This is a genomic window from Phenylobacterium sp. (assembly GCF_041916435.1).
Taxonomy (GTDB): Bacteria; Pseudomonadota; Alphaproteobacteria; order Caulobacterales; family Caulobacteraceae; genus Phenylobacterium.
On sequence record NZ_JAYRZM010000006.1, the window covers coordinates 411,980 to 436,635 of the forward strand.

21 protein-coding genes are annotated in these 24,656 nt (G+C 71.2%); 15 read left to right on the top strand and 6 right to left on the bottom strand.

Features of this window, described 5'->3' with window-relative positions; translation table 11 throughout:
- Window positions 1-81: 81 nt before the first annotated feature.
- Window positions 82-1,785, top strand: a complete 1,704-nt coding sequence (locus ACE3TA_RS18890; protein ID WP_374575876.1) for a hypothetical protein — start codon at window positions 82-84, stop codon at window positions 1,783-1,785.
- A 7-nt stretch (window positions 1,786-1,792) separates the two neighbouring features.
- Here ACE3TA_RS18890 and ACE3TA_RS18895 read toward each other — a convergent pair whose 3' ends face one another.
- A complete protein-coding gene (locus tag ACE3TA_RS18895) occupies window positions 1,793-3,541 on the bottom strand; it encodes an alpha/beta hydrolase (protein ID WP_374575877.1) in 1,749 nt (582 codons plus the stop codon).
- Between the two features lie 210 nt (window positions 3,542-3,751).
- On the opposite strand from ACE3TA_RS18895, the gene ptsP reads away from it, so the two are divergent.
- The 9 genes from ptsP (at window position 3,752) to ACE3TA_RS18940 (ending at window position 13,365) form a co-directional block, all read left to right on the top strand.
- Window positions 3,752-6,016 carry a phosphoenolpyruvate--protein phosphotransferase gene (ptsP, locus tag ACE3TA_RS18900; RefSeq protein WP_374575879.1) on the top strand — a complete coding sequence of 755 codons (2,265 nt, stop codon included), beginning with the start codon at window positions 3,752-3,754 and terminating at the stop codon, window positions 6,014-6,016.
- A 151-nt stretch (window positions 6,017-6,167) separates the two neighbouring features.
- On the top strand, window positions 6,168-7,154 hold the full coding sequence (locus ACE3TA_RS18905) for a helix-turn-helix domain-containing protein (protein ID WP_374575880.1): 987 nt from the start codon (window positions 6,168-6,170) through the stop codon (window positions 7,152-7,154).
- A 54-nt stretch (window positions 7,155-7,208) separates the two neighbouring features.
- Window positions 7,209-8,351 carry a flavodoxin-dependent (E)-4-hydroxy-3-methylbut-2-enyl-diphosphate synthase gene (ispG, locus tag ACE3TA_RS18910; protein ID WP_374575881.1) on the top strand — a complete coding sequence of 381 codons (1,143 nt, stop codon included), beginning with the start codon at window positions 7,209-7,211 and terminating at the stop codon, window positions 8,349-8,351.
- A 90-nt stretch (window positions 8,352-8,441) separates the two neighbouring features.
- Entirely contained in the window at window positions 8,442-8,921 is a 480-nt protein-coding gene (locus tag ACE3TA_RS18915; protein WP_374575882.1) for a hypothetical protein, read from the top strand.
- Window positions 8,922-9,066: 145 nt separating this feature from the next.
- Complete coding sequence (locus tag ACE3TA_RS18920; RefSeq protein ID WP_374575883.1) at window positions 9,067-9,360, top strand: hypothetical protein; 294 nt, start codon at window positions 9,067-9,069, stop codon at window positions 9,358-9,360.
- A gap of 150 nt (window positions 9,361-9,510) precedes the next feature.
- Window positions 9,511-10,587 (top strand): peptide chain release factor 1, encoded by a 1,077-nt coding sequence (gene prfA / locus ACE3TA_RS18925; RefSeq protein WP_374575884.1) that lies wholly within the window; start codon window positions 9,511-9,513, stop codon window positions 10,585-10,587.
- Between the two features lie 47 nt (window positions 10,588-10,634).
- The gene (locus ACE3TA_RS18930) at window positions 10,635-11,411 is read left to right on the top strand and encodes an MOSC domain-containing protein (protein ID WP_374575885.1); all 777 of its coding nucleotides are present in this window, start codon (window positions 10,635-10,637) and stop codon (window positions 11,409-11,411) included.
- The gene (prmC, locus tag ACE3TA_RS18935) at window positions 11,408-12,277 is read left to right on the top strand and encodes a peptide chain release factor N(5)-glutamine methyltransferase (RefSeq protein ID WP_374575886.1); all 870 of its coding nucleotides are present in this window, start codon (window positions 11,408-11,410) and stop codon (window positions 12,275-12,277) included. Before ACE3TA_RS18930 ends, prmC begins: the two co-directional genes overlap by 4 nt.
- A 257-nt stretch (window positions 12,278-12,534) precedes the next feature.
- A complete protein-coding gene (locus ACE3TA_RS18940; RefSeq protein WP_374575887.1) occupies window positions 12,535-13,365 on the top strand; it encodes a DUF4167 domain-containing protein in 831 nt (276 codons plus the stop codon).
- Between the two features lie 275 nt (window positions 13,366-13,640).
- Here ACE3TA_RS18940 and ACE3TA_RS18945 read toward each other — a convergent pair whose 3' ends face one another.
- A complete protein-coding gene (locus tag ACE3TA_RS18945; RefSeq protein WP_374575888.1) occupies window positions 13,641-15,638 on the bottom strand; it encodes a TonB-dependent receptor in 1,998 nt (665 codons plus the stop codon).
- Window positions 15,639-15,744: 106 nt separating this feature from the next.
- On the opposite strand from ACE3TA_RS18945, the gene ACE3TA_RS18950 reads away from it, so the two are divergent.
- The 5 genes from ACE3TA_RS18950 (at window position 15,745) to ACE3TA_RS18970 (ending at window position 18,085) form a co-directional block, all read left to right on the top strand.
- Window positions 15,745-16,230 carry a Fur family transcriptional regulator gene (locus tag ACE3TA_RS18950; protein ID WP_374575889.1) on the top strand — a complete coding sequence of 162 codons (486 nt, stop codon included), beginning with the start codon at window positions 15,745-15,747 and terminating at the stop codon, window positions 16,228-16,230.
- 25 nt (window positions 16,231-16,255) lie between these two features.
- On the top strand, window positions 16,256-16,678 hold the full coding sequence (arfB, locus tag ACE3TA_RS18955; protein WP_374575890.1) for an alternative ribosome rescue aminoacyl-tRNA hydrolase ArfB: 423 nt from the start codon (window positions 16,256-16,258) through the stop codon (window positions 16,676-16,678).
- A 65-nt stretch (window positions 16,679-16,743) separates the two neighbouring features.
- Entirely contained in the window at window positions 16,744-17,277 is a 534-nt protein-coding gene (locus ACE3TA_RS18960) for a hypothetical protein (RefSeq protein WP_374575891.1), read from the top strand.
- Window positions 17,278-17,279: 2 nt separating this feature from the next.
- Entirely contained in the window at window positions 17,280-17,681 is a 402-nt protein-coding gene (locus tag ACE3TA_RS18965) for a GFA family protein (RefSeq protein WP_374575892.1), read from the top strand.
- Between the two features lie 47 nt (window positions 17,682-17,728).
- Window positions 17,729-18,085 (top strand): hypothetical protein, encoded by a 357-nt coding sequence (locus ACE3TA_RS18970; protein WP_374575893.1) that lies wholly within the window; start codon window positions 17,729-17,731, stop codon window positions 18,083-18,085.
- A 71-nt stretch (window positions 18,086-18,156) separates the two neighbouring features.
- Here the strand turns inward: ACE3TA_RS18970 and clpB are convergent, their stop codons facing one another.
- The 4 genes from clpB to ACE3TA_RS18990 all read right to left on the bottom strand — a co-directional run bounded on the left by clpB (window position 18,157) and on the right by ACE3TA_RS18990 (window position 24,602).
- On the bottom strand, window positions 18,157-20,739 hold the full coding sequence (clpB, locus tag ACE3TA_RS18975; RefSeq protein ID WP_374575894.1) for an ATP-dependent chaperone ClpB: 2,583 nt from the start codon (window positions 20,737-20,739) through the stop codon (window positions 18,157-18,159).
- A gap of 127 nt (window positions 20,740-20,866) precedes the next feature.
- Window positions 20,867-21,223, bottom strand: a complete 357-nt coding sequence (locus tag ACE3TA_RS18980; protein ID WP_374575895.1) for a response regulator — start codon at window positions 21,221-21,223, stop codon at window positions 20,867-20,869.
- A complete protein-coding gene (locus tag ACE3TA_RS18985; RefSeq protein ID WP_374575896.1) occupies window positions 21,220-22,257 on the bottom strand; it encodes a sensor histidine kinase in 1,038 nt (345 codons plus the stop codon). Before ACE3TA_RS18985 ends, ACE3TA_RS18980 begins: the two co-directional genes overlap by 4 nt.
- A 113-nt stretch (window positions 22,258-22,370) precedes the next feature.
- Entirely contained in the window at window positions 22,371-24,602 is a 2,232-nt protein-coding gene (locus ACE3TA_RS18990; protein WP_374575898.1) for an arylsulfatase, read from the bottom strand.
- Window positions 24,603-24,656: the final 54 nt, after the last annotated feature.

The window sequence follows — 24,656 nt, forward strand, 5'->3', positions numbered from 1 at the left end:
CGTCGCGCTGGGCCCCTTCTCCCGTAAAGCTGGACTTAAATCCTTTAGGGTCGTCTGGACCGAGATGTCTGGGGGCCGTGCTTGTCCAACCTCCATTACGAAGTCCTGGCCCGGCGCCCCGGCGGGGGCATGAACGTGGAGCTCACGTTCTTCGACGAGGAGCGCGCCCTCGCCGAAGGTGAGGACATGTTCGCCACGGGCGAGTTCGTGGGCGTGCGGGTCCTGCGCGAGACTCTCGATCCCGAGACGGGCATCTTCACCGGCAAGGTGCTGCTGCGCCTGGGCGACCAGGACGACGGCAAATTCCGCCGCATCGGCTCCGGCGGCAGCGACAGCGACGCGATAAGCTGCCGCCAGGCCGCCGACTTCTACCAGTTGCGCTCGCGGCTGCAGCTCGCCCGCCTGCTGGAGGGCTGGCTGGGCCGCAACAAGCTCACGCCCTTCGAGCTCCTGCACCGGCTGGACCTGGCCGAGCGCCTGCAACTGGCCAGCACCGAGACGCAGCACGCGATCCAGAAGGTCGCCGTGGCCCGCTCGCTCGGCCGCGGCGCCAGCGTGCACCAGGTGGTGCGCGCCCTGCAGGGCCTGTTCGACCAGGCCGTCGCCGCCCTGCGCGCCGACCGCGCCGCCGGCGTCTTCGTGGCGGTCGCCCCGGCGTCCTTCGCCGGCGTCTGCCGCGAGCTGGCGGGAACCCCGAGGGCCGCCTACCGCCTGGCCGGCGGCGTGGCCGATTTCATCGGCGCCGGGGAAACCTGGTCGGACAAGGCCAACCTGCTGCTCGACCTGGTCGACGCCGCCCCCGACACGGATCCCGCCCGGGCGCTGGCCGCCGAGGTGCTCACCCAGCCGCTCGGCGAGATCCTGGCCTCCAAGGCCGCCTGCGCCGAGCTGCTGGGCGCGGACCTGGACCTGGGCGGCCAGATCGCCGCGACCGTGCGGCTGGTCGCCCCCGACGCGGCCGAGGCGGTGGCCCAGGCCGACCCGGAAGCCGCCGCCCTGATCCCGCCGCTCGGCGAGACCGCCCAGCGCATCGCCGAGCGCCTGGCGCTGTTCGGCTTCGACGACGTGCGCCACACCCTGAGCCGCCGGCTCTTGCAGGACCTGATGGCGCCGCGACGCCTGCGCCCGGCCGATCCGGCCGGCGAGATTCGGCTGACCCGCGCCCTGGGCTTCGTGCTCAGCGCCGCCGACCGCCGCATCCTGCCCGCCGAGGAAGTGCGCGACGCCCTGATCGAGCGCTCGCGGCTGATGGTCAGCCAGGACTTCATGGACGCCTACCTGGGCGCCGAGCGCCCGGCGATGGACGAGGCCTTCGGCCTGGCGCGGCTGATGGACAACCTGGCCGGCGGCGCCAACCGGGCCCAGGCCGCCCGCTGGCTGGAGGCCACCATCACCTCGCCCCGGTTCGACACCGAGCTGGTCTCGGGCCCGGGCACGCCGATGGCCAAGCTCGCCCAGCTCGCCCAGCTCCACCGCACGCTGGCGCGCTCGCGTAACGACGCCGGCCGGGTGGAGAGCCTTCTGGAGCGCATCAGCCTGGTCGCCGACAAGTACGAGGACGCCAAGGGCGTGGTGCGCCAGCTCGTGCGCGCCCAGGCGCCCCTGCCCCAGCGCCTGGGCGCGCTGCTGCGCATGGCCGCCGGCGAGACGGCGCCGCCCGGCGGCGCGGCCTCCCGCGCCAGGACCGAGGCCAAGCGGATGCTGGCCGAACCGGGGACCATGGCGGAGCTTTCCCGCGATCCGGCCGCCCTGAAGCAGCTCCAGGGCCTGATGCGCGCGATCTAGATCCGGCTCAGCGCTGCGCGGCCGCGGCGGGCGGCGGCGCGGGCGGGAAGCGGAAGTGCGGCGACCAGTGGAACGCCGTGCCGGCCACGATGTACCAGGTGATGAACAGCGCGCTCATGAAGGCGCCGGGCGCGTAGCTGTTGGTGCGCCGCCAGGTGAACAGGCCGAACGCCCCCACCACCGCCAGCAGCGGCACGAACTGGATGGCGATGATCACGTTGAGCGCGTCGGCCGGCGTCGCCAGCCGGCCGGTGGCGAACAGGCTGCCGTACTCGATCGCCAGCAGCACGATGAAGCCCGAACTCATGGCGAACTTGGCCCAGCCCAACTGGACGATCTCGCCCTCGCCCTTGACCGGCAGATTCAGCGTCAGCGCGCGCATCGCCGCCAGGAAGAAGGCCGTCCAGAAGGGCAGGTAGACCAGGGCGTGGAGCGCGTGGCGGCCGTCCAGCGGCTTCAGTCCCAGCACCCAGAAGCGGAAGTCCACCTTGAAGAGGGCGTCGGCGGCCACCAGGGCCAGGTAGCCCGCGCCGACGCTGATCAGCGCGGCCAGCGCCGACTTCAGCCACTGGGTCTCGAAGCGCGCCCGGCCGGGCCGCAGCGCCAGGCCCAGCCCCAGGGTGATCACGGCGTTGGCGAGCGCCCAGACCAGGAGCTGGTTGGTCACCCACTGCGGCAGCAGCCGCGAGGGCAGGACGGCCTGGCCCAGGCTCATCAGCGGCAGGTAGGTGGCCGCCGGGATCGCGGCGGTCAGCAAGAAGGCCAGCCACCAGCCGCCGCCCCGCCGCTCGCGCACCGCCTGGCCCGGACGCTCCAGCGAGGCGAAGGCCGGCAGCCGCAGCGCCAGTTGGAAAGCGCCCAGGATCAGCACCGTGCACCCGCCGAACGCGATCAGCGTGCCGACCTCCTTCCAGATCCAGATCTGCTCGGCCGGATCGCGCGGCGAGGCCTCGCCCTTGAGGGTGGTCTGGAACCAGTCCACGGCGTGGCCCACCCCCGGCTCGGAGAAGTGCTCCCACGGGTGCGTCACCGGCGGGATGTAGACCACCCGCGCCGTGCCTTCGGCGACCGAGCCGTAGACCTTGCCCGGCTGCAGCGGCGCCGGCGCGCCGAAGATGGCCGCCAGCCGGGGCGAGGCCGGAACGTCCGCCCCCGTCGGGACCTGCCACATCAAGGGGGCGAACTCATCGTAGCGGCCGAACACCAGGGCGAAGTTCTTCGGGAAGGTCGGCGTGGCCGTCCCCTTGGCGCCCAGCAGGCCCGGCGTGGAGCCCTCCAGCACCACCGCGCGATAGCCGTCGGGCAGCTCCGTGGCCGCGGCCATCACCGGCGAGCCGCCCATGCTGTGGCCCTCCAGCCCGATCTGGTCCTTGTCCACGAACGGCAGGCTTCTCAGGTAGCGCAGCGCCGCCGGCCCGCCGTAGTCCTGCTCGCCCGTCGCGCCCTGCGAATAGCCGTGGCCGGTCATGTCCATGGCCAGCACGACGAAGCCGCGCCGCGACAGCTCGATGGCGAAGGGCGACTGCATCTCGCGGCTGTTGATGTAGCCGTGGCTGGCCAACACCGCCGGCGCCGGGCGCTCGGCGCTCGCCCCCGGCGGCACGTAGAGCAGGCCGCTCATGGTCAGGCCCGCCTGGCCCGGAAAGCGCACGTCGGACACCCTGACCCCGCCCGAGGTCTGGATCGCGTGCGCCAGGAGCGAGCCGCCCAGGACCAGCGCCCAGCCGAGCACGAAGAGCCGCCAGCCCCGTCCCATGTCTCTCCCCGAACGTTGTTATGGTTATAATCGAATGAGTATGTGAGCCGCGCGGCGGCGGGCGCAAGCCGAACGGACCGGACGGGAGCCGGCGGCCGTCCACAAGCCATTACGGCGTGGACGGATCGTCGAGGGCCGACGCCGTATTTCGGTCTCCGTTCCGACGTCCAAAGCTGCTAGGGGACTAACAGGGACAGGAGGTTGCGGCGTATGGCCATTCCGGGCGTCGCCATTCGCGGCCAGCGCAGTCTGCTCAAGCAGATCCGCGAGGCCCTGGCCGGCGGAGGGCCTGCGCAGACGCGCCTGGACATGGTCGTGCGGATCATCGCGCGCTCCATGGTGGCTGAAGTGTGCTCGCTCTACCTGCGCCGGGCGGCCGGCGAGATGGAGCTGTTCGCCACCGAAGGCCTGGCCGAAGGCGCGGTCCACGTCACCCAGCTCAAGCCCGGCGAGGGCCTGGTCGGCGAGATCATGCGCCTGGGCCGGCCGCTGAACCTGTCGGACGCGCCGAACCACCCGGCCTTCTCCTATCGTCCGGAGACGGGCGAAGACCCCTACCACGCCTTCCTGGGCGTGCCGCTGCTGCGCGGGGGCCGGACCATCGGCGTCCTGGTCGTCCAGAACCGCACCGAGCGGGTCTACACCGAGGACGAGGTCGAGGACCTGCAGATCATCGCCATGGTCCTGGCCGAGATGGTGGCCGGCGGCGAGCTGATCACCGAGGACGAGCTCAAGGGCGTCGAGATCGCCCCGCACCGGCCCGAGCGGCTGAAGGGCTCGCGCTTCGCCGACGGCCTGGCCCTGGGAACGGCCGTGCTGCACGAGCCGCCGGTGGCGCCCTCCCAGCTGCTGTCCGACGACGTGGCGGCCGAGGAGGAACGGCTGAAGACGGCGGTCGCCGCCCTGCAGGCGCAGATCGACGACATGCTCGAGGGCCAGCACGGGCTGGTGGACGCCTCCTACGAGGTGCTGGAAAGCTACCGCATGTTCGCCCACGACCGGGGCTGGAACCGGTCGCTGGAAGACGCCGTGCGCAACGGCCTGACCGCCGAGGCGGCCGTGGAGCGCGTGCGCTCGGAACATCGCGCGCGGCTGGGCCAGGCGCGCGACCCCTACCTCAAGGAACGGCTGCACGACCTGGAGGACCTCAACGACCGGCTGCTGCGCCACCTGGCCGGCGACGGCCACATCGCCCGCGAGCTGCCCGACAACGCCATCCTGATCGCCCGCAACCTGGGGCCCGCCGACCTTCTGGAATACGACCGCACCAAGCTGGCGGGCCTGCTCCTGGAAGAAGGCTCGGCCGCCAGCCACGCCACCATCGTGGCGCGGGCGCTGGACATCCCCTGCGTCGGCCGCCTGCCGGGCCTGCGCGACCGGGTGTCCGAGGGCGACCCGGTGATCGTCGACGCCGAGACCGGCGAGGCCTACCTGCGGCCCAGGCTCGACGTGGTGACGGCCATCAAGAACCGCATGGAGGTGCGCTCCCAGCGCCGGGCCGAGTTCGCCAAGCTGCGCGACACCCCCGCCTTCACCCGCGACGGCGCCAAGATCACCCTCTTGATGAACGCGGGCCTGGACGTGGACCTGGACATCCTGGTGGAGACGGGCGCCGAGGGCATCGGCCTCTTCCGCACCGAGTTCCAGTTCATGGTGGCCGAGGAGCTGCCGCGCTTCAATTCGCAGGCCGCCCTCTACGGCCGGGTGCTCGACGCGGCCGGCGACATGCCGGTGACCTTCCGCACCCTGGACCTGGGCGGCGACAAGGTGCTGCCCTACCTGGAGGCCGAGCGCGAGGACAATCCCGCCCTGGGCTGGCGGGCGATCCGCATGGGGCTGGACCGGCCGGCCCTGCTGCGCCTGCAGCTTCGCGCCCTGATCGCGGCGGCGCGCGGCCGGGCGCTGCGGGTGATGTTCCCCCTGGTGGCCAGCGTCGACGAGTTCCGCGCCGCCCGCGCCCTGGTGGACACCGAGGTGGCCTGGGCGCTTCGGCGCGGCCGCCCGGCCCCCTCGCGGCTGGACGTGGGCGCGATGATCGAGGCGCCGGCGCTGATCTGGCACCTGGACGCGCTCCTGCCCATGACCGACTTCGTCTCGGTCGGCACCAACGACCTTATGCAGTATTTGTTCGCCGCTGATCGCGGCAATCCAAGAGTATCCGATCGCTATGACCTGCTCTCGCCGCCGGCTCTGCGGGCGCTCGAGATGATCCAGAGGGCCTGCGCCGACACCGGCACGCCGGTGTCCGTGTGCGGCGAGATGGCCGGCCGGCCGCTGGAAGCCTTCGCCCTTGTAGCGCTTGGGTTCGACCGGCTCTCGATGCCTCCGGCGGGCATCGGTCCGGTCAAGCAGATGGTGCTGTCCTGCGACCGCGAGGCCGCCCGTCGCGGCGTGCAGGCCCTGCTCAAGGGGGGCGCCGGCTCGGTGCGGAACGAGATCGAGACCCTGGCCCGAAAACTGTATCTCGCCATGTAATCGCCGTATTTCGGCACGTGACCGATTAACGCATTGCCTGCCGGATGCTTGAATGTTACGCACAACAGGCTGTTAACGTATGTCCGCTAAGCGTAGGATTCGCTGGGCGCGAGATATGATCGCAGCCTTAGGTCGGGGGCGAGAAACACCCATGCCGCTGGATACTGGCGGACTGTCGCAGCTTGATTTTCGCGTGGACGGAGAATCGCCCTCCGGTCTTCCCGAAACCTTCGTCCCTACGGTTCAGTCAGGCCCCGACATCGGTTCAGCCCTGAAGGCGGCGCGCGAATTCCGCGGCTTGACCTTGAGCGGCCTGGCCGAAACCACCCGGATCCGCGCCGCCTACCTCGAGGCGATCGAGCAGATGCGGCTGGAACGGCTGCCCTCGCGCCCCTTCACGATCGGCTACATCCGCGCCTACGCCAAGGCCCTGGGCCTGGACGGCGACGCCGCCGTCGAGCGTTTCCGCGCCGAAACCCCCGCGCCCGAGGACGGGCTGCGCGCGCCGGTGGGCGTGACCCCGGCGGGCGATCCGCGGCTGGCGGCCATCGCCGTGGGCGCGGCCCTGATCATCGGCGCCATCGTGCTCTGGAACATCGCCCAGCGGGCGATCAACGAAGAGGCTCCGCCGCCGTCCGCCGCGCCGGAGACGGCCGCCCCGGTGGTCACCGCCTCCGGCCCCGTCACCCTCGGCGCGCCGCTCCCGGCGCCCGTGGAGTCCACCACCCCGCCGCCCTACGAAACCCCGGGGCTCGCCGCCGCGGCCGCCGCGGGCGGTTCCGCCGACGCCGCCCTGGCCGCCGCCGCCCAGCGCGCCAAGGAAGCCGCCGCTCCGCCGGTTCCGGCCGCGCCCCTGCCAGCGACCTTCTCGCCCGCCGGCGCGGTCTACGGCGTGGACGCCGACAAGTCGCTCGTCACGCTGCAGGCGCTGAAGTCGACCTCGCTGATCGTGCGCGGCGCCGACGGCTCGGTCTATTTCGCCCGCCAGCTCGCCGCCGGCGAGGCCTATCGCGCCCCCATGCTGGACGGCCTGGTGGCCGAGGTCTCCGACCCGCACGCCATCCACGTGTTCGTCGCCGGCCAGACCAAGGGCCTGCTGCCCGACGCCAAGACCGCGCTGAGCAAGCTGGCCGACTGAGGCCGGCGATCAGCGGTTGGGAAAACCGCGCGGAGGCCTTATTTTCTGCGGCGCATGTCCAGCCAAGATCCCGCCCACGTCCGCCCCTGGCGCGCCATCGAGCGCCGCCCCTCGCGCAAGATCCGCGTCGGCTCCGTCGAGGTAGGCGGCGACGCGCCGATCACCGTCCAGTCGATGACCAACACGGTCACCGCCGACGCGGCGGCCACTATCGACCAGGTCCGCGCCCTGGAGGACGCCGGCGCCGACATCGTCCGCGTCTCCTGTCCCGACGAGGACTCCACCGCCGCCTTCAAGCAGATCGCCAAGGCCGCGCGCGTGCCGCTGGTGGCCGACATCCACTTCCACTACCGCCGCGGGATCGAGGCGGCGGAGGCCGGCGCGGCCTGCCTGCGCATCAATCCGGGCAACATCGGCTCGCCCGCGCGGGTGCGCGAAGTGATCCAGGCGGCCCGCGACCACGGCTGCTCCATGCGCATCGGCGTCAACGCCGGCTCCCTGGAGCGCGAGCTCCTGGAGCGCTACGGCGAGCCCTGCCCACAGGCGATGGTCGAGAGCGCGCTCAACCACGCCCGCATCCTGCAGGATCACGACTTCCACGAGTTCAAGATCAGCGTGAAGGCCTCCGACGTCTTCATGACGGTCGCCGCCTATCAGATGCTGGCCGAGGCCGTGGACTGCCCGCTGCACCTGGGCGTCACCGAGGCCGGCGCCCTGCGCTCGGGCACCATCAAGTCCTCCATCGGCCTGGGCTCGCTGCTCTGGGCCGGCATCGGCGACACCATCCGCGTGTCGCTGGCCGCCGATCCGGTGGAGGAGGTCAAGGCCGGCTTCGACATCCTGAAGTCGCTGGGCTTGCGCCACCGGGGCGTGAACATCATCGCCTGCCCGTCCTGCGCCCGGCAGGGCTTCAACGTGATCAAGACCGTCGAGACCCTGGAGCAGCGCCTGGCGCACATCTCCACCCCCATGAGCCTGTCGATCATCGGCTGCGTGGTGAACGGGCCTGGCGAGGCGCTGATGACCGACGTGGGCTTCACCGGCGGCGGCAAGGGCGCGGGCATGGTCTATCTGGCCGGCAAGCCCGACCACAAGATGGACAACGACGGGATGGTCGACCACATCGTCGAGTTGGTCGAGGCCAAGGCCGCCGAGCTCGAGCGCGCCAAGGCCGCCTCGCTGGAGGCGGCCGAGTAGGCCGATCCGTCGCACCTGGACCTAACCCGTCCTTAATTGCGTTTGACGTGTAGTGCCCCGCCCGAGGGCGAAGCCTGCGCATAGACCAGTATGACCACCCCATCCCCCCAGTCCGCGGCCGACATCCGCCGCCTGACCGTCCGCATCGTCAGCGACGAGGTGGTGCGCATCATCTCGGCCATGGCCGAGCCCTTCGGCGGCGACATCCTGCGGTTCTTCATCTTCACGGCGATCTGGACGGCCAACAGCGGCCACCTGACCTCGCCGGAGCGCTTCGCCCAGTTGCGCGACATCCCGCCCGACAGCCAGCGCCGGCCGGTGTCGGAGGAGGCGCTGCGCAAGACCGTGGGCGTGCCGGCGGCCATCTTCGACGCCTACCTGGACGGGCTGATCGCCAGCGGCGAGGTCGAGCGCACCCCCGCCGGCCTGACCGTGCCCTCCGGCGTGTTCGTCCGGCCCGAGATGATCGCCAGCGCCAACGAATTCCATACGCGCTTCGTCAACACGGTGATGCGCCTGCGCGCCGCCGGCTTCAGCTTCGGCGACGCCGACGACCACGACGGCGATTGACCCGCCGCGCCTGGCGCGACCGGCCGGCCACGGCGCGGAAAGAATTGGCGCTATGCACGCCATTTTATCAACTTGACGCCCGCGTCACCACTTGCGCCCGCCAGCGGCAGTTGATTAGGTGCCCGCTTCCAACAGGGAGAACGCCATGTCCGCGGACGGCAACTGGAAGATCACCATCAACACGCCCATGGGGCCCCAGACGGTGGACGCTTCGATCACCACCAGCGGGGACACCTTCACCGGCACCACCAAGGGCCAGATGGGCGAGCAATCGGTCGAGGGCAAGGTCAGCGGCGACACCCTGACCTGGAGCACGGCCATCACCTCGCCGATGCCGATGACGCTGGAGTTCAGCGCCACCGTCGCCGGCGACTCCATGAGCGGCAACGTCAAGCTCGGCGCCTTCGGCAACGCCTCGCTGAGCGGCGTTCGCGCCTGACGCTTCACCTGCGGCTTCGACGCCGGTCAGGTTCAGGGCCCTCTCCCGCGCGGGACGAGGGCCCTTTCATTTCCGCCCGGACGTTTGGCGCCGCCGCGCCGGGGCGCTAAAGGAAGCGCCCGCGAAACTTCCGGCGAGCCAGATTCTTCCGTGCGACTTCCCCAGGCCAGACTGGACCAGGTGCTCGACCGCTTCCGCGAGATCGAGGCGCGCATGGGCGCGGCCACGGACGGCGGCGAGATCGTGCGCCTGTCCAAGGAGCACGCCGAGCTCAAGCCCGTCGCCGATGCGGTCACCACCCTGGAGCGCGCCCGCGCCGAGCGCCCGGAGCTGGAGGAGATGGCCAAGGCCGCCGACGCCGAGATGGCGGCCCTGGCCCGCGACGAGCTGGACGCGCTGGACGAGCGCCTGCCGGAACTGGAGCACGAGGTCGCCCTCTTGCTCGCCCCCAAGGACCGCGACGAGAACGCCTCGGCCATCCTGGAAGTGCGCGCCGGCACCGGCGGCGACGAGGCCGCCCTGTTCGCCGGCGACCTCTTCCGCATGTACCAGCGCTACGCCCAGAACCACGGCTGGAAGGTGGAGATCGATTCCGTCTCCGAGGGCGAGGTCGGCGGCTACAAGGAAATCATCGCCTCGATCACCGGCGAGGGCGTGTTCGGCCGGCTGAAGTTCGAGAGCGGCGTCCACCGGGTCCAGCGCGTGCCCGAGACCGAGGCCGGCGGGCGCATCCACACCTCGGCCGCCACCGTGGCCGTGCTGCCCGAGCCCGAGGACGTGGAGATCGAGATCAACGATGCGGACCTGCGCATCGACACCTATCGTTCCTCCGGCGCCGGCGGCCAGCACGTCAACAAGACCGACTCGGCCGTGCGCATCACCCACATCCCCACCGGCATCGTGGTGACCTCCTCGGAGAAGTCGCAGCACCAGAACCGCGCGCGGGCCATGAAGGTCCTGAAGGCCCGCCTCTACGAACAGAAGCGCGAGGCGCTCGACACCGCCCGCGCCGAGAGCCGCAAGAGCCAGGTCGGCTCGGGCGACCGCTCCGAGCGCATCCGCACCTACAACTTCCCGCAGGGCCGGGTCACCGACCACCGCATCAACCTGACGCTCTACAACCTGCCCAAGATCATCGAGGGCGAGGCGCTGGACGACGTCATCGAGCCGCTGATCGCCGAGGACCAGGCCGCCCGCCTGGCCGCCCTGGAAGACGAGTTCCGCTGAGGCCCGGCGCGCTTGCCCTGGCGCGCGCCATGGGGCAACGAAAGCCCATGACCGGTCACATCGCCGCCCTCTACCGCCATCCCGTGAAAGGCTTCACGCCCGAACGGCTGGACGCCGCCGAGCTCAAGGCCGGCCAGGTCTTCCCCTGCGACCGGCTCTATGCGGTGGAGAACGGCCCCAGCGGCTTCGATCCCGCCGCCCCCGCCTTCGTGCCCAAGCAGAAGTTCACGGTGCTCGCCCAGATCGCCGAGGTGGCCAGGGCCCGCACCGCCTATGACGAAGCCTCCGGCGTGCTGCACGCCGCCGCCGACGGACGGCCGCCGATCTCGGCCCGCCTCACCGAGGAGGCCGGGCGCGAGGCCTTCGCCGCCTGGCTGACCGGGCTCCTGGGCGAGGCCGCCCGCGGCCCCCTGAAGGTGATCGCCGCCCCCGGCGCCCACCGCTTCACCGACCATCCCCTGGGCCACGTCTCCATCGTCAACCTGGCCAGCGTGCGCGACCTGGAGGCCAGGATCGGCCGGCCGGTCGATCCCCTGCGCTTCCGCGCCAACCTCTACGTCGACGGCTGGCCCGCCTGGGCCGAGAACGATTGGGAGGGGCGCGAGCTGATGCTCGGCTGGGCCAGGGCCAAGGTGTTCAAGCCCATCGTCCGTTGCGCGGCCACCCACGTGGACCCGGCCACGGCTGAGCGCGACATGGAGATCGTCAAGGCGCTGTTCGACAACTACGGCCACATGAACTGCGGGATCTACGTGCACGTCACCCACGACGGCCAGGTCGCGCCGGGCGATGCGGCCACCCAGCCGCGGGACGCCGCCGCATGAGCCTGACCCTGGTCCAGGCCTGGAGCGCGGCCAGGAAGCGGCTGGAGGCGGCCGGTCTCGACGGGCCGGTGATCGACGCGCGCCTGCTGGTGGAAGCCGCCTGCGACGCCACCCGCGCCGACATCGTCACCGATCCGCACCGCCCCCTCACCGCCGACCAGGAGGCGCGGCTCGACGGCTTCCTGCAGCGGCGCGAGCGGCGCGAGCCGGTCAGCCACATCCTGGGGCGCAAGGGCTTCTGGAAGGTGATGCTGCGCGTCACCCCCGACGTGCTCACCCCGCGCCCGGACAGCGAGGCCGTCGTCGACTTCGCCCTGAAGTCCTACGGCGAGTACGAGCGCTTCTCGATCCTGGACCTCGGCGTCGGCTCCGGCGCCCTGATCCTGGCGATCCTGGCCGAGCGGCCGGCGGCCAGGGGCCTGGGCGTCGACGTCTCCGAGGAGGCCCTGGCCGTGGCCCGCGAGAACGCCGCCAACCTCGGCCTGGAGCCGCGCTGCGCCCTGCTGCGCGGCGACTGGACGGCGGGCCTGGACGGCGAAAGCTTCGACCTGGTCGTCTCCAATCCGCCCTACATCGCCAGCGAGGTGATCGCCGGCCTGGAGCCGGAGGTGCGCGACTACGAGCCGCGCCTGGCGCTGGACGGCGGCCCGGACGGCCTGGACGCCTACCGCATCCTCGCCCCGGAGATTCTGCGGGTGCTGAAGCCCGGCGGCCGCTTCGCCGTGGAGATCGGCTACGACCAGAAGACGCAGGTCGAAGCGCTGTTCCAGGCGGCGGGCGCGGCGGCGATCCGCACCCTGCCGGACCTGTCCGGCCGCGACCGCGTTGTCACGGGCGAAAAAAGACCCTTGGAAAGAAGCGCCTGAATCGCTACATCAAAAGGCGTCTCCACCCAAATCGCCGGCGTTAGGGTTCAAGCATCCTCGGATGCAGCGCCGCTCCGGCAGGCGTGACCGATCGTGAGAACGGCGAGACGCGCGCCTCAAAGCCCAGGGCGGACGACGGGGAACATTTCGTTTTCGACTTCGGAGTCGCGGGTCGTTTCACCCGCGCTCGTTTAGCAGCCTAGAGGCGGACGCATTTGGTCCTGCCCGGGCGCGGACCTCAGGACGGTCACCGCAGGATGAGAGATTTCAAGGGTATGAAGCGCCAGCGCGGGCGCAATCGCGGCGGCGGCGGCAAGCCGCAACAGAACGCCAACCGCGCGTTCGAGTCCAATGGACCGGACGGTGTGAAGGTGCGGGGCAACGCCCAGCATGTCTTCGAGAAGTATCAGCAGCTAGCGCGCGACGCGGCCTCGTCCGGCGACCGGATCCTGGCCGAGAACTATCTGCAGCACGCCGAACACTATTTCCGCCTGGTGCGCGCGATCCAGCCGCAGCGCCCGGCCTCCGAGATCCTGGGCCGCGACCAGTTCGCCTCGGGCTACGACATCGACTTCGAGGACGAGAACGGCGGCCAGAACGGCGAAGCCGAATCGGCCGAGGCCGAGTCCGGCGAGGGCGAGACCGAGGCCCGCCGGGATCGCGACGACCGCGGCGAGCGGCAACGCGACGACCGCCAGCGCGATGATCGCCAGCGTGACGACCGCCAACGCGGCGAAGGCCGGCGTGACCGCTGGCGCGATCGCGACGACCGGCGCGACCGCGGTGATCGCGGCGAACGGCCCGAGCGGTCCGACCGCGGCGAGGCCCGCGATCCGCTGGCGGTGGTCGAGCCGCAAGGCTCCCCGCTGGTCGCTGAAAGCCGCGAGGCCGAGCCGACCGGGCCGGTGCTGCGCGACGCCGACGGCGGCGAGAGCCACGCCCCGGCCTTCCTGCAGGCCCGCGCCACGCCGGCTCCGGCCGCCGAGGGCGAAGGCGACGCGCCCACCCGCAAGCCCCGCCGCCGCCGCGCCCCGCGCAGCTTCGAAGGCGGCGCCGACGCCCCCTCCGACGCGACCGAGGAAGCCTGAGCCAGGGCGCGCGCAGTTCGGCGGCGAGTACGATCGATAGGCCTCAAGATGCTCCCCCTCTGGGGGAGCTGTCGCACGGCGACTGAGGGGGACTTCGACTCCTCAACACTGACGTCGACGAAAGCTCCCGAGGCTTGCAGCCTGTCCAGCCACGCCGGTGCGCGGCGCGCGGATTTCGCCAAAGTCCCCCTCAGGCCCTTCGGGCCAGCTCCCCCAGAGGGGGAGCATCTGCGGCCCTCGTCGGCGCGGGCTGGCTCGCCGCGTCCCGGCGCTTCCTAGAACGCGTAGCCCACGCCCACGCGGACGCTGCGGCCGGGCAGCGGGGCCACGTCCTTGAGGAACGAGGCGTGTTCGCGCGCCTCCACGTCGGTCAGGTTGCGGCCGTCGATGAAGATCTTCAGGTCCTTGTCCTTGAGCGGGTGGAACGAGACCAGGCAGTTGAGCATGTCGTAGCCGTCGGTCGGCAGCTCGAACTGGGACACACGGGTCTGCTTGGCCACGTGGCGCACCTCCAGCTTGCCGTCCCAGCGCTCGCCTTCCACCACCACCCGGCCGGTGACCGACCACGGCGGGATGCGCGCGGGCGGGCCGAGGTCGGTGTCGCCGTGCACATAGTCGCCCGAGCCTTCCAGCTTCACGGTCAGCGACTGGCCCTTCCAGACCTCGTAGGAGCCCTCGGCCTCGGAGCCGTAGAACGTCGCGCTGGTCTGCACGAACCGGTAGATCGGCAGGTTGCTGGCGGCGTCGACCGCGCCGGTGGCCTGCAGGTCGATGAAGCCGTCGTACTTCACGCCGAAGGCGTGCAGGTCCACCGACCAGGGGCCGGCGTCGTAGTGCACCGTCGCGTCCAGCGAATAGGAGGTCTCCTGGTCGATGGACACGTCGCCCACCTCGTAGGTGCCGGTGGCCGGGTGCGGCCCGTCGGCGAACAGCTCCTCCTCGTCGGGGGCGCGGCTGGTGCGCGAGCCGCTCAGCGCCAGGAACCAGCCGTGGGCCGGGCGCAGGAAGGCGCCGATCGAGGCCGACAGGTTGGTGAAGTCGCGGTCGCCCTTGGAGCTGGAGAGCTTGCGGGTGTCGACGCGCACGCCGCCCTCCACGCCCCAGCTGTCCTTGTCCAGCCGCTGCAGGGTGAAGGCGCCCAGCTCGTTGATGTGCGTCTTGGGGATCAGCGCCTCCTCGCCGATGGCGTCGATCGTGCGGTGCAGGCCCTGGAAGCCCACGCCCCCCTGCCAGCCGCCGCGCTTGGCCTGCACCAGGTCGACGCGGGCCTCGTAGCCCTGCGACAGGAAGGTGGTGCCCGGATCGGGGCCCTCGAACTCGGTGTGCTTGTAGTCGGCCCAGCCGCCGGCGAACTTCAGCTTCTCGAAGGGGCCGGCGTTGAGGTCCATGCCGCCGCGGGTGTCCACGCGGGTCTGCTTGAGCTGGATGTGCACGTCGCTCTCGGCGGCGCTGCCGTAGCTGGTCTCGGTGTGCTTGGCCGCCACCCCGCCCCAGCCGCTGTCGCCCACATAGGAGACGCCGCCGCCGTAGGTGTTCAGGTCCACATAGGTGTTGGGCACCTTGGTGGAGCTCTTGGACGGCGCGGGCAGGCCCTCCTCGGCCGCCAGGCGGCTGGAGATCGGATCGACCGGCACGCGATAGTCCTCGCTGGTGCGGTGCACCCCGTCCAAGGTCAGCATCCACTTGTCGCCCACCCCGGCGCGGAGCTGGCCGGAGGCCTCGCGCCCGTCGTCGCCGCTGTTGGCGCTGACCATCGCCCGGCCGTGGGCGCCGGCCGAATAGGTGTCGGGAATGCGGTCGTCGATGATGTTGACGACGCCGCCGATGGCCGAGCCGCCGTAGGCCAGGGCCGAGGGCCCGCGCAGCACCTCCACGCGCTCGGCCTCCTGCGGATCGGACGCCACCTGGTGGTCCGGCGACAGGCCCGAGGCGTCGATCATGCCCACGCCGTTGGTCAGCACCATCACCCGCGGCCCGGACATCCCGCGGATCACCGGACGGCTCGCGCCCGGGCCGAAGAAGGTGGAGCGCAGCCCCGGCACCCCGGCCAGCGCGTCGCCCAGCCCGCCCGGCGGGCCGGTGTCCAGGTCCTCGCGCTTGAGGATGTTCACGCTGGTGGTGGCCGAGTCCACCGACACCGCATAGGGCGCGGCGGTGACCACCAGTTCGGAGACCGTCTTGTCGGAGGACTTGTCCGCCGCCTCATCGGCCAAGGCGGGACCGGCCGCAGCCATGACGAAGCACGCGGAGGCGAGGAGGAATGACTTGGACATGAAACGAACGCACTCGGGGTTGAACAGCGGCCGAGGCGTTATGAAATAACATAACGAGACGTCAAGCCCATTGCGAAAGAATCCTGCGGCGGGTAGCCAATTGCCTATGGGAACGGAGTGCCATCACGGGGACGGCCCACATGTTGGGCTTTCCGGAAGCGACCTGACCGCCGCCCTGGGCGAGGCCGAGCGCCGCTGCGACTCCACGCAGGAGCGGCTCACCGCCCCGCGCCGGCGCGTCCTGGAGCTGCTGCTCGGCGCCGACGCGCCGATGAAGGCCTACGACCTGATCGCCGCCTACGGCGCCGACGGCGAGCCGGCCAAGCCGCCGACGGTCTACCGCGCGCTGGAGTTCCTGGAGCGTCTGGGCTTCGCCCACCGCATCGAGAGCCTGAACGCCTATGTCCCCTGCCGCATGGAGGACACGGCCACCCACAGCGCCGCCTTCCTGATCTGCGAGTGCTGCGGCGCGGCCGAGGAGTTCGAGCCCGACTTCGCCGCCGAGATGGAAGCCGCCGCCCGCTCCGGCTACCGGGTGCGGGCCGTCACCCTGGAGGCCCGCGGCCTCTGCCCCGCCTGCCAGGCCGAATAGTCCGCCCCCGCCGGCCGGCTCGATCATGATCCAGGTCACCGACGCCATCGCCATCGACGAGGACGAGCTCGTCTACGCCTTCGTGCGCGCCTCCGGGCCGGGCGGCCAGCATGTGAACAAGACCTCCACCGCCGTGGAGCTGCGCTTCGACGCGCGCCGCTCGCCGTCCCTGCCCGAGCCGGTGCGCGCGCGCCTGGAGAAGCTGGCCGGCGCGCGCCTGACCAACGACGGGGTGATCGTGCTCTTCGCCCAGAACCGCCGCTCGCAGGAGCTGAACCGCCAGGACGCGGTCGAGCGGCTGGTCGAACTGATCCGCAAGGCCGCCGAGATTCCCAAGCGCCGCAAGCCGACGCGCCCCACCCTGGCCTCCAAGACCCGCCGGCTGGAGGCCAAGGCGCGGCGGTCCGGCGTGAAGTCCACGCGCGGGCGGCCCAGGTCCGACGACTAAGAGAATCAACCTCGTGCGGCCGCGCACGCTTGGCGAGCGGGGCGCCGAGCGCCTAGAGTGCAGCCATGTCGAGCGCACGCCTTTTCGCCGTCGTCGCCGCGGCGGCCATCCTGACCGCCTGTCAGACGCCCGGGCCTCCGCCCCCGCCGCCGTTCAGGGAGGCTCCGCCCTCGGCCACCGTGTTCCGGGCCGGCGACTTCTCATGGTCGGCGGTGCCCGGCTCCGCGCGCATCGAGGGCCGGCTGACCTATCGCGCCGGGCCGGTCCGCTACACCTGTCAGGGCATGACCGTGGTCCTGACGCCGGAGACGCTGTGGACGCGTCGGCGGATGACCATCCTCTACAACTCGCCCGAGCGCGCGGCCCTGCCGGCCAACGAGGTGCGCGCGCGCACCCCGTCCGCGCCCAACGACGACTATTCGGCCTTCGTGCGCCGCACCACCTGCGACGCGGCCGACCACTTCAGCTTCTCCGGCCTGCCCGACGGCGCCTGGTTCGTGATCACCGTGGCCAAGCCGGTGGCCGCCCAGGGCGAGACCATGGCGATCATGCGCCGCGTCACCACCCACGCCGGGCGCGTCACGCCGGGCGACCTCTAGCCGTGCGGCTCCGCACGGCGGCCTGCGCCTGCGGCCGGCTGACGGCCGTGTGCGAGGGCGAGCCGGTGCGGGTCTCGGTCTGTCACTGCCTGGCCTGCCAGCAGCGCACCGGCAGCGCCTTCGGCGCCCAGGCGCGCTTCCCCACCGAGCGGGTGACGATCTCCGGCGAGACCCGGCTGTTCGAGCGCCGCGCCGACAGCGGCAATCTGGTGCGCCATCGCTTCTGCCCGGCGTGCGGCTCCACCGTCGCCTACCAGCTCGCCGACCAGCCGCAGGTGGTGGCGATCCCGCTGGGCGCCTTCGCCGATCCCGGCTTCTCGCCGCCGCCGGCCTTTTCTGTCTACGAACGGCGCAGACACCCCTGGACGGTCGTCCTGGGCGACGACGTCGAACATCTGCCATAGTGACTGTGGCATAAGCATCCTCGAGGGGCGGAGCACGAGGAGAACGCATGAGACGTTTGCTGACCTGTGTGCTCGCCGCCGCCACGCTCGCGGGCGGCCTGAGCACGGCCCTGCCGGCGGCGGCCGAGCCGCACCATCGCTATTATTACAGCGACGGCCGGCGCCATCACGACAACGACGCTGCGGCGGCGGCCATCGCCGGCGGCATCCTGGGCCTGGCGCTCGGGGCGGCCCTGACATCGGGCGACAATCACCGCGCCTACTATCGCGAGGAGGACTACGGCGGCTACGGCCCGCCGCGCTACTACCGTCCGCCGCCGCCCCCGCCGCCGCGCGCCTGCCGCACCGACCGCTACTGGGATCCCTACTACGGCGACTACTACGAGCGGACCCGCTGCTGGTAGGCCGGATGCGAAAAGCCCCTCCCGCCGGGCGGCGAGAGGGGCCTGTCGTCAGCTAGCCATGGAGGTCGCGCTCAGTGCACCTGGGCGCGGCCGATCTCCAGGCCCTCGGGCCCGGCGCCGACGTGGATCACCGATCCGTCCTCCAGGTCGCCGGCCAGCAGCTTGCGGGCGATGGGGTCCATCAGCTCCTTCTGGATCACCCGCTTGAGCGGGCGCGCGCCGTAGACCGGGTCGTAGCCCTTGTCGCCCAGCCAGTGCAGCGCCTCCGGGTCCAGCGAAATCTGCATGCGCCGGTCGGCCAGCAGCTTCTCCACCCGGTCGAGCTGGATGCGCACGATGGAGTCCATCTCCCCGCGGCCCAGGCGCTTGAACAGGATGATCTCGTCGATCCGGTTCAGGAACTCGGGCCGGAAGTGGCGGCGCACCACGTCCATCACCATCGGCCGCACGGCCTCCACGTCCTCGCCGTCCGGCTGGTTGGCCAGGTACTCCGAGCCCATGTTCGAGGTCATGATGATCAGGGTGTTGCGGAAGTCCACCGTGCGGCCCTGGCCGTCGGTGAGCCGCCCGTCGTCCAGCACCTGCAGCAGCACGTTGAAGACGTCCGGGTGGGCCTTCTCCACCTCGTCGAACAGCACCACCTGGTAGGGCCGGCGGCGGACCGCCTCGGTCAGCGCCCCGCCTTCGTCGTAGCCGACGTAGCCGGGAGGCGCGCCGATCATCCGGCTCACCGAGTGCTTCTCCATGTACTCGCTCATGTCCATGCGCGTGACCGCGGTCTCGTCGTCGAACAGGAACTCGGCCATGGCCTTGGTCAGCTCGGTCTTGCCCACGCCCGTCGGGCCCAGGAACAGGAAGCTGCCGATCGGCCGGTTCGGGTCCTTCAGGCCCGCCCGCGCGCGGCGCACCGCGTCGGAGACGGCCTGCAGGGCCTCCTCCTGGCCGACCACCCGCTTGCGCAGGTTGTCTTCCATGGTGAGCAGCTTCTCGCGCTCGCCCTCCAGCATCTTCTCCACCGGCACGCCGGTCCAGCGGCTGACCACCGCGGCGATCTGCTCGGCGTCGACCACCTCCGGCGCCAGGGCTTCCTGCGCGCCTTCGGCTTCCTCTTCCTCCAGGCGCCGTTCCAGCGTCGGGATTTCGCCATAGGCGATCTCGGAGGCGCGCTGCAGGTCGCCGCGGCGCTGGGCCGCCGTCAGCTCGGCGCGCAGCCGGTCCAGGGCCTCGCGGGCCTGGGCGGCCTGGCCGACCTTCTCCTTCTCGGCCTTCCAGCGGGCGGTCATCTCGGCGGACTGGCCTTCCAGGTCGTCGAGCTCCTCCTCCAGCTTCTCCAGCCGGGCCTTGGAAGCCGCGTCGGTCTCCTTGGACAAGGCCTCGCGCTCGATCTTGAGCTGCACGATGCGCCGGTCGATCTCGTCCAGCTCCTCGGGCTTGGAATCCACGGCCATGCGCACGCGGCTGGCCGCCTCGTCCACCAGGTCGATGGCCTTGTCCGGCAGGAAGCGGTCGGCGATGTAGCGGTTCGAGAGCGTCGCGGCGGCCACGATGGCGCTGTCGGAGATGCGCACCCCGTGGTGCACCTCGTACTTCTCCTTCAGGCCGCGCAGGATGGAGATGGTGTCCTCCACCGAGGGCTCCTCGACGAACACCGGCTGGAAGCGGCGGGCGAGCGCGGCGTCCTTCTCCACGTGCTTGCGGTACTCGTCGAGCGTCGTCGCGCCCACGCAGTGTAGTTCGCCGCGGGCCAGGGCGGGCTTGAGCAGGTTGGAGGCGTCCATCGCCCCGTCGGACTTGCCCGCGCCCACAAGGGTGTGCATCTCGTCGATGAACAGGATGATCGAGCCCTCGGCCGCGGTCACCTCGTTCAGCACCGCCTTCAGCCGCTCCTCGAACTCGCCGCGGTACTTCGCCCCGGCGATCAGGGCGCCCATGTCGAGCGACAGCAGCTTCTTGTCCTTCAGGCTCTCGGGCACGTCGCCGTTGATGATGCGCAGGGCCAGGCCCTCGACGATGGCGGTCTTGCCGACGCCGGGCTCGCCGATCAGCACGGGATTGTTCTTGGTGCGGCGCGACAGCACCTGGATGGTGCGGCGGATCTCCTCGTCGCGGCCGATCACCGGGTCCAGCTTGCCGTCCTTGGCCGCCTGGGTCAGGTCGCGGGCGTAGCGCTTGAGCGCGTCGTAGCCTTCCTCGGCCGAGGCGCTGTCGGCGGTGCGGCCCTTGCGCACGGCCTTGGCCGCTTCCTCCAGGCCCGCCACGGTGGCGCCGGCCGACTTCAGCGCGTCGGCGGCCGCGCCCTTCTCGCCGGCGATGGCGATCAGCAGGCGCTCGGTGGTGACGAAGGCGTCGCCGGCCTTCTTGGCGCCTTCCTCGGCCTGGGCGAAGACACCGGCCATTTCAGGCTTCATGTAGAGCTGGCCGGAGCCGCCCTCCACTTTCGGGATCTTGCCGAGCGCGGCTTCGACCGCGCTGTCGGCCTGATCGGGCCGTCCCCCGGCGCTCTGGATCAGGGCGCGGGACAGGCCGTCCTTCTCCTCCAGCAGCACCTTGAGCAGGTGCTCGGGCGCGAGCTGCTGGTGGCGCCGGGCGAGCGCCAGGCTCTGGGCGGATTGGATCGCCTGCTTGGCGCGATCGGAATAGAGATCGATGTTCATGGGCTCCCCTCGTTAGGCGGACTCGCCGGGATCGCCTTGACCAAGCGCAATCCCGACGTTCCGGATGTAGTGTGGCTTATTCGCAACACAAGTCGGCGACAGCCCGATCGGCGCGCCTTCGCGGGATTCAGCCGAAGCCGCGGACCACGGCGGCCAGCAGGCCCAGGTGTATCGGCTTGGTCAGCAGCGGCACGTCGTCGTGGCCGGCGGGCACGCCCTGCACGCCGTAGCCCGTGAGCCAGGCGTAGGGCACGCGCCGGCAGCGCAGCACGTCGGCCGCCGCCGCCGAGGTCTGTCCGTCGCCCAGGTTGACGTCCAGGAGCGCGAAGTCGGCCTCGCAGGTGCGGGCCAGCCGCACCGCCTCGCAGGCCGTCGCCGCCGAGCCGGCGATTTCGCAGCCCAGGTCCTGCAAGAGGTCCTCGATCAGCATGGCGACGATGGCCTCGTCCTCGATGACCAGCGCCCGCTTGGCGTCCACGATCATGCGCGCAGCCCTCCCGGCGCCTCGGACGCGCCGTCCTCCACGTCGCCGGCGGTGACCACGCAGCGCAGCCCCTCGGGACGGAACTCCAGGGTGGCGGCGCCGGCCATGTCCCGCGCCAGGCCGTCGATCAGCCGCGCGCCGAACCCGCGGCGCTTGGGCTGCGCCACGGCCGGCCCGCCGTGCTCCTGCCACACCAGCCGCAGGGCGCCGGGCGCGCCGCCGGCCGACCAGGTGAGGTGGATGACGCCGTCATCGTGCCGCAGGGCGCCGTACTTGGCCGCGTTGGTGAACAGCTCATGCAGCGCCATGGCCAGAGCCACCGCCGGCTTGGGCTGCAGGCGCACATGCGGCCCCTCGGCCTTCACGCGGGCGGCCGCGCCGTGCGCCTCGATCGCCGAGGCGACGATGTCGGCCAGGTCCGCCCCGTCCCAGCTTTCGCGCGTGAGCACGTCATGGGCCTTGGCCAGCGCCAGCAGCCGCTCGTTCAGCGCCGTGCGGGCGCTGTCCAGCGAGACGGCGTTGCGCAGGGTCTGCAGGGCCACCGACTGCACCGTCGCGAGCGTATTTTTCACTCTATGGTTGAGTTCGTTGACCATCAGCCGCAGCCGTTCCTCGGTCCGCGTGCGCTCGGTCACGTCGCGCATGATGCCGGTGAAGAACCGTTCGCCGTTCTCGCGCCATTCGGCCACCGACAGCTCCAGCGGGAAGGTGGAGCCGTCCTTGCGCTGGCCGCTCACGGCGCGGCCGACGCCGATGATCCGCCGCTCGCCCGTGCGGCGGTAGCGGTCGAGATAGCCGTCGTGAGCGCTGCGGTAGGGCTCGGCCATCAGCATGTTGACATTCTGGCCGATCACCTCGGCGGCGTCATAGCCGAACAGGGTCTGGGCGGAAGGATTGAGCGCGCGGACCACGCCCATCTCGTCGATCACGACGATGGCGTCCACCGCCGTGTCGAAGATCGCCCGATAGCGACCTTCCTCGCCCACCAGGTCGTGGACGTCAGCGGACTTGTCCGATTCCTCCGCTTCTCGCACCGCGACACCCAGCGACTGAGAACGACTCGAACTTACGCGTCACGATAGAACCTGCAAACCCTGAACAATTCGAGTCCCCGCGCGCGGCAGGCGATGGCCGCGCGCGGTCTCGCCTATTGGCGCGCCATCTCCGCGGCGCCCACCGCCTCGCCGTCCAGCGTCTGGTCCTCGTCCATGGTCACCGTCACCTTGCGCAGCGTCCCGGTGAAGCTGAACGGGGCCGGATAGTCGGCCACCGGGCTGCCCCGGTCGCGGCCGATGTCCAGGCCCGACCAGGAGATCAGGGTGGCGAAGCCGTAGGGAGTCTCCACCTCGCCGGCCGCCTCGCCGTCGATGGTCAGGGTGAAGCGCCGCGGCTGGCCCTGGCGGCAGATCACCCCCAGCTTGCGCGGCCCCGGCGGAACCGGCCGGTCGGAGACCACCTCGATCAGCTTGCCGCCCACGTTCAGCACGTGGTGCAGCCGCCCGCCCTTCAGGAACAGCGAATAGCCGCAGGTGGCGTCCCCGTGGGCGATCAGCACGCCCTCGGCGCCGTCCGGCGGGATCGTCGCGTCCGCCTCGATGCGATAGGTGCGGCTCCTCACGTCCGGGGCCATGTCGGTGGGCAGGTGGCCCATGCCGGCGTGGAACACGAAGCGCTTGCGCGGCCCGTGGAAGCGCTGGGCGTTCTCAGCGAAGCGCGGCCCGAAGCGGTCGTCCAGCGGCAGCACCTGGCAGGCCTCGGCCTGCTTCCACCATTCGTCGACCAGCGCCTTCAGCCGCTCCGGCTCGGCCCCAGCCAAGTCGTTGGTCTCCGAGAAGTCGGCGTCCAGGTGGAACAGCTCCCACTTGTCGTCCTCGAAGGACGAGCTCGGCGGGTGGAAGGCCACCGCCTTCCAGCCGTCCTTCCAAAGGCCCCGGTGGCCGAACATCTCGAAGTACTGCGGCCGGGTGCGGCGCGGGGCGGCCGGGTCGTTCAGCGAGGCGGCGAAGCTCTGGCCCTCGATCGGCTTCTGCGCCACGCCGTTGACGCTGGCCGGCGGCTCCACGCCCACCAGCTCCAGCACGGTCGGCGCGAAGTCGCTCGCGTGGCAGAACTGGTGGCGCAGCTCGCCGCGCGCCTTCACCCCATTGGGCCAGGACACGATCAGGGGGTCGCGGATGCCGCCGCCGTGGGTGTTCTGCTTGTAGCGGCGCAGCGGCGTGTTCGAGGCCATCGCCCAGCCGTGCGGGAAGTTGGAGTGGGTGTCGGGCCCGCCGATGTCGTCGATCCGGGCGAGCTTCTCGTCCATCGGCTCGAACTTCATGTTGTAGGGGCCCATGGCGTTGATGAAGCCCAGCGGCCCGCCCTCCTGGCTGGCGCCGTTGTCGGAGAGCACGAAGATCAGGGTGTCGTCCTTGACGCCGGTCTCCTCCAGGAAGGCGACCAGCCGCGCCAGGTGCCGGTCGGTGTGGTCCAGCATCCCGGCGAAGGCGCTCTGCAGGCGGGTGAAGACGCGCCGCTCGTCCTCGCCATGCTCGTCCCAGGCGCGCACCCCGTCGTTGCGGGCGGGCATCTGGGTGTCGGCCGGGACCACGCCCATCGCCTTCTGCCGCGCCATGCGCGCTTCGCGCTCGGCGTCCCAGCCGTGGGCGAACACCGGGTCATAGCTCTTGATGATGTCCTGCGGCGCCTGGTGCGGCGCGTGGCAGGCGCCGAACGCCAGCCACAGGAGCCACGGCGCGTCCGGCGCATTGGCCTGGTGGTCGGCCAGGAAGCGGATCGACTCGTCCACCAGGTCCTCGGTCAGGTGGTAGCCGTCGGCGTAGCCGGCCGGCGCGTCGATCGGCGTGTTGTCGCGCACCAGCTCGGGCGAATACTGGTCGGTCTCGGCGTCCATGAAGCCGTAGAAGCGGTCGAAGCCGCGGCCCAGCGGCCAGCCGTCGAACGGCCCGGTCGGCCCGGTCTCCGTCAGCGAGGTCACGTGCCACTTGCCGACCATGTAGGTGCGATAGCCGTGCGGGCGCAGCATCTCCGGCAGGGTGCCGGCCTCCTTGGAGATCTTGCCGCGATAGCCCGGATAGCCGCTGTCGAAGTTGGCCAGGCACCCCACGCCCACCGAATGGTGGTTGCGCCCGGTGAGCAGCGCCGCCCGCGTGGTCGAGCACATCGCCGTGGTGTGGAAGCCGGTGTAGCGCACCCCCTGGGCGGCCAGGCCGTCGATGGTCGGCGTGGCGATCGGCGAGCCGTAGCAGCCGAAGTCCGAGAAGCCCACGTCGTCGAACAGCACCACCAGGATGTTCGGCGCGCCCTTGGGCGGTCGCGGCGCGTCCGGCCAGTAGGGCGTGGAATCCGCCAAAGTCCTGCCGATCTTGGCCGTGGTCATCGCATCCTCCCGGGGCGTTCGCGTTATATTGGCACTCTTACTGCCATCTCTTGG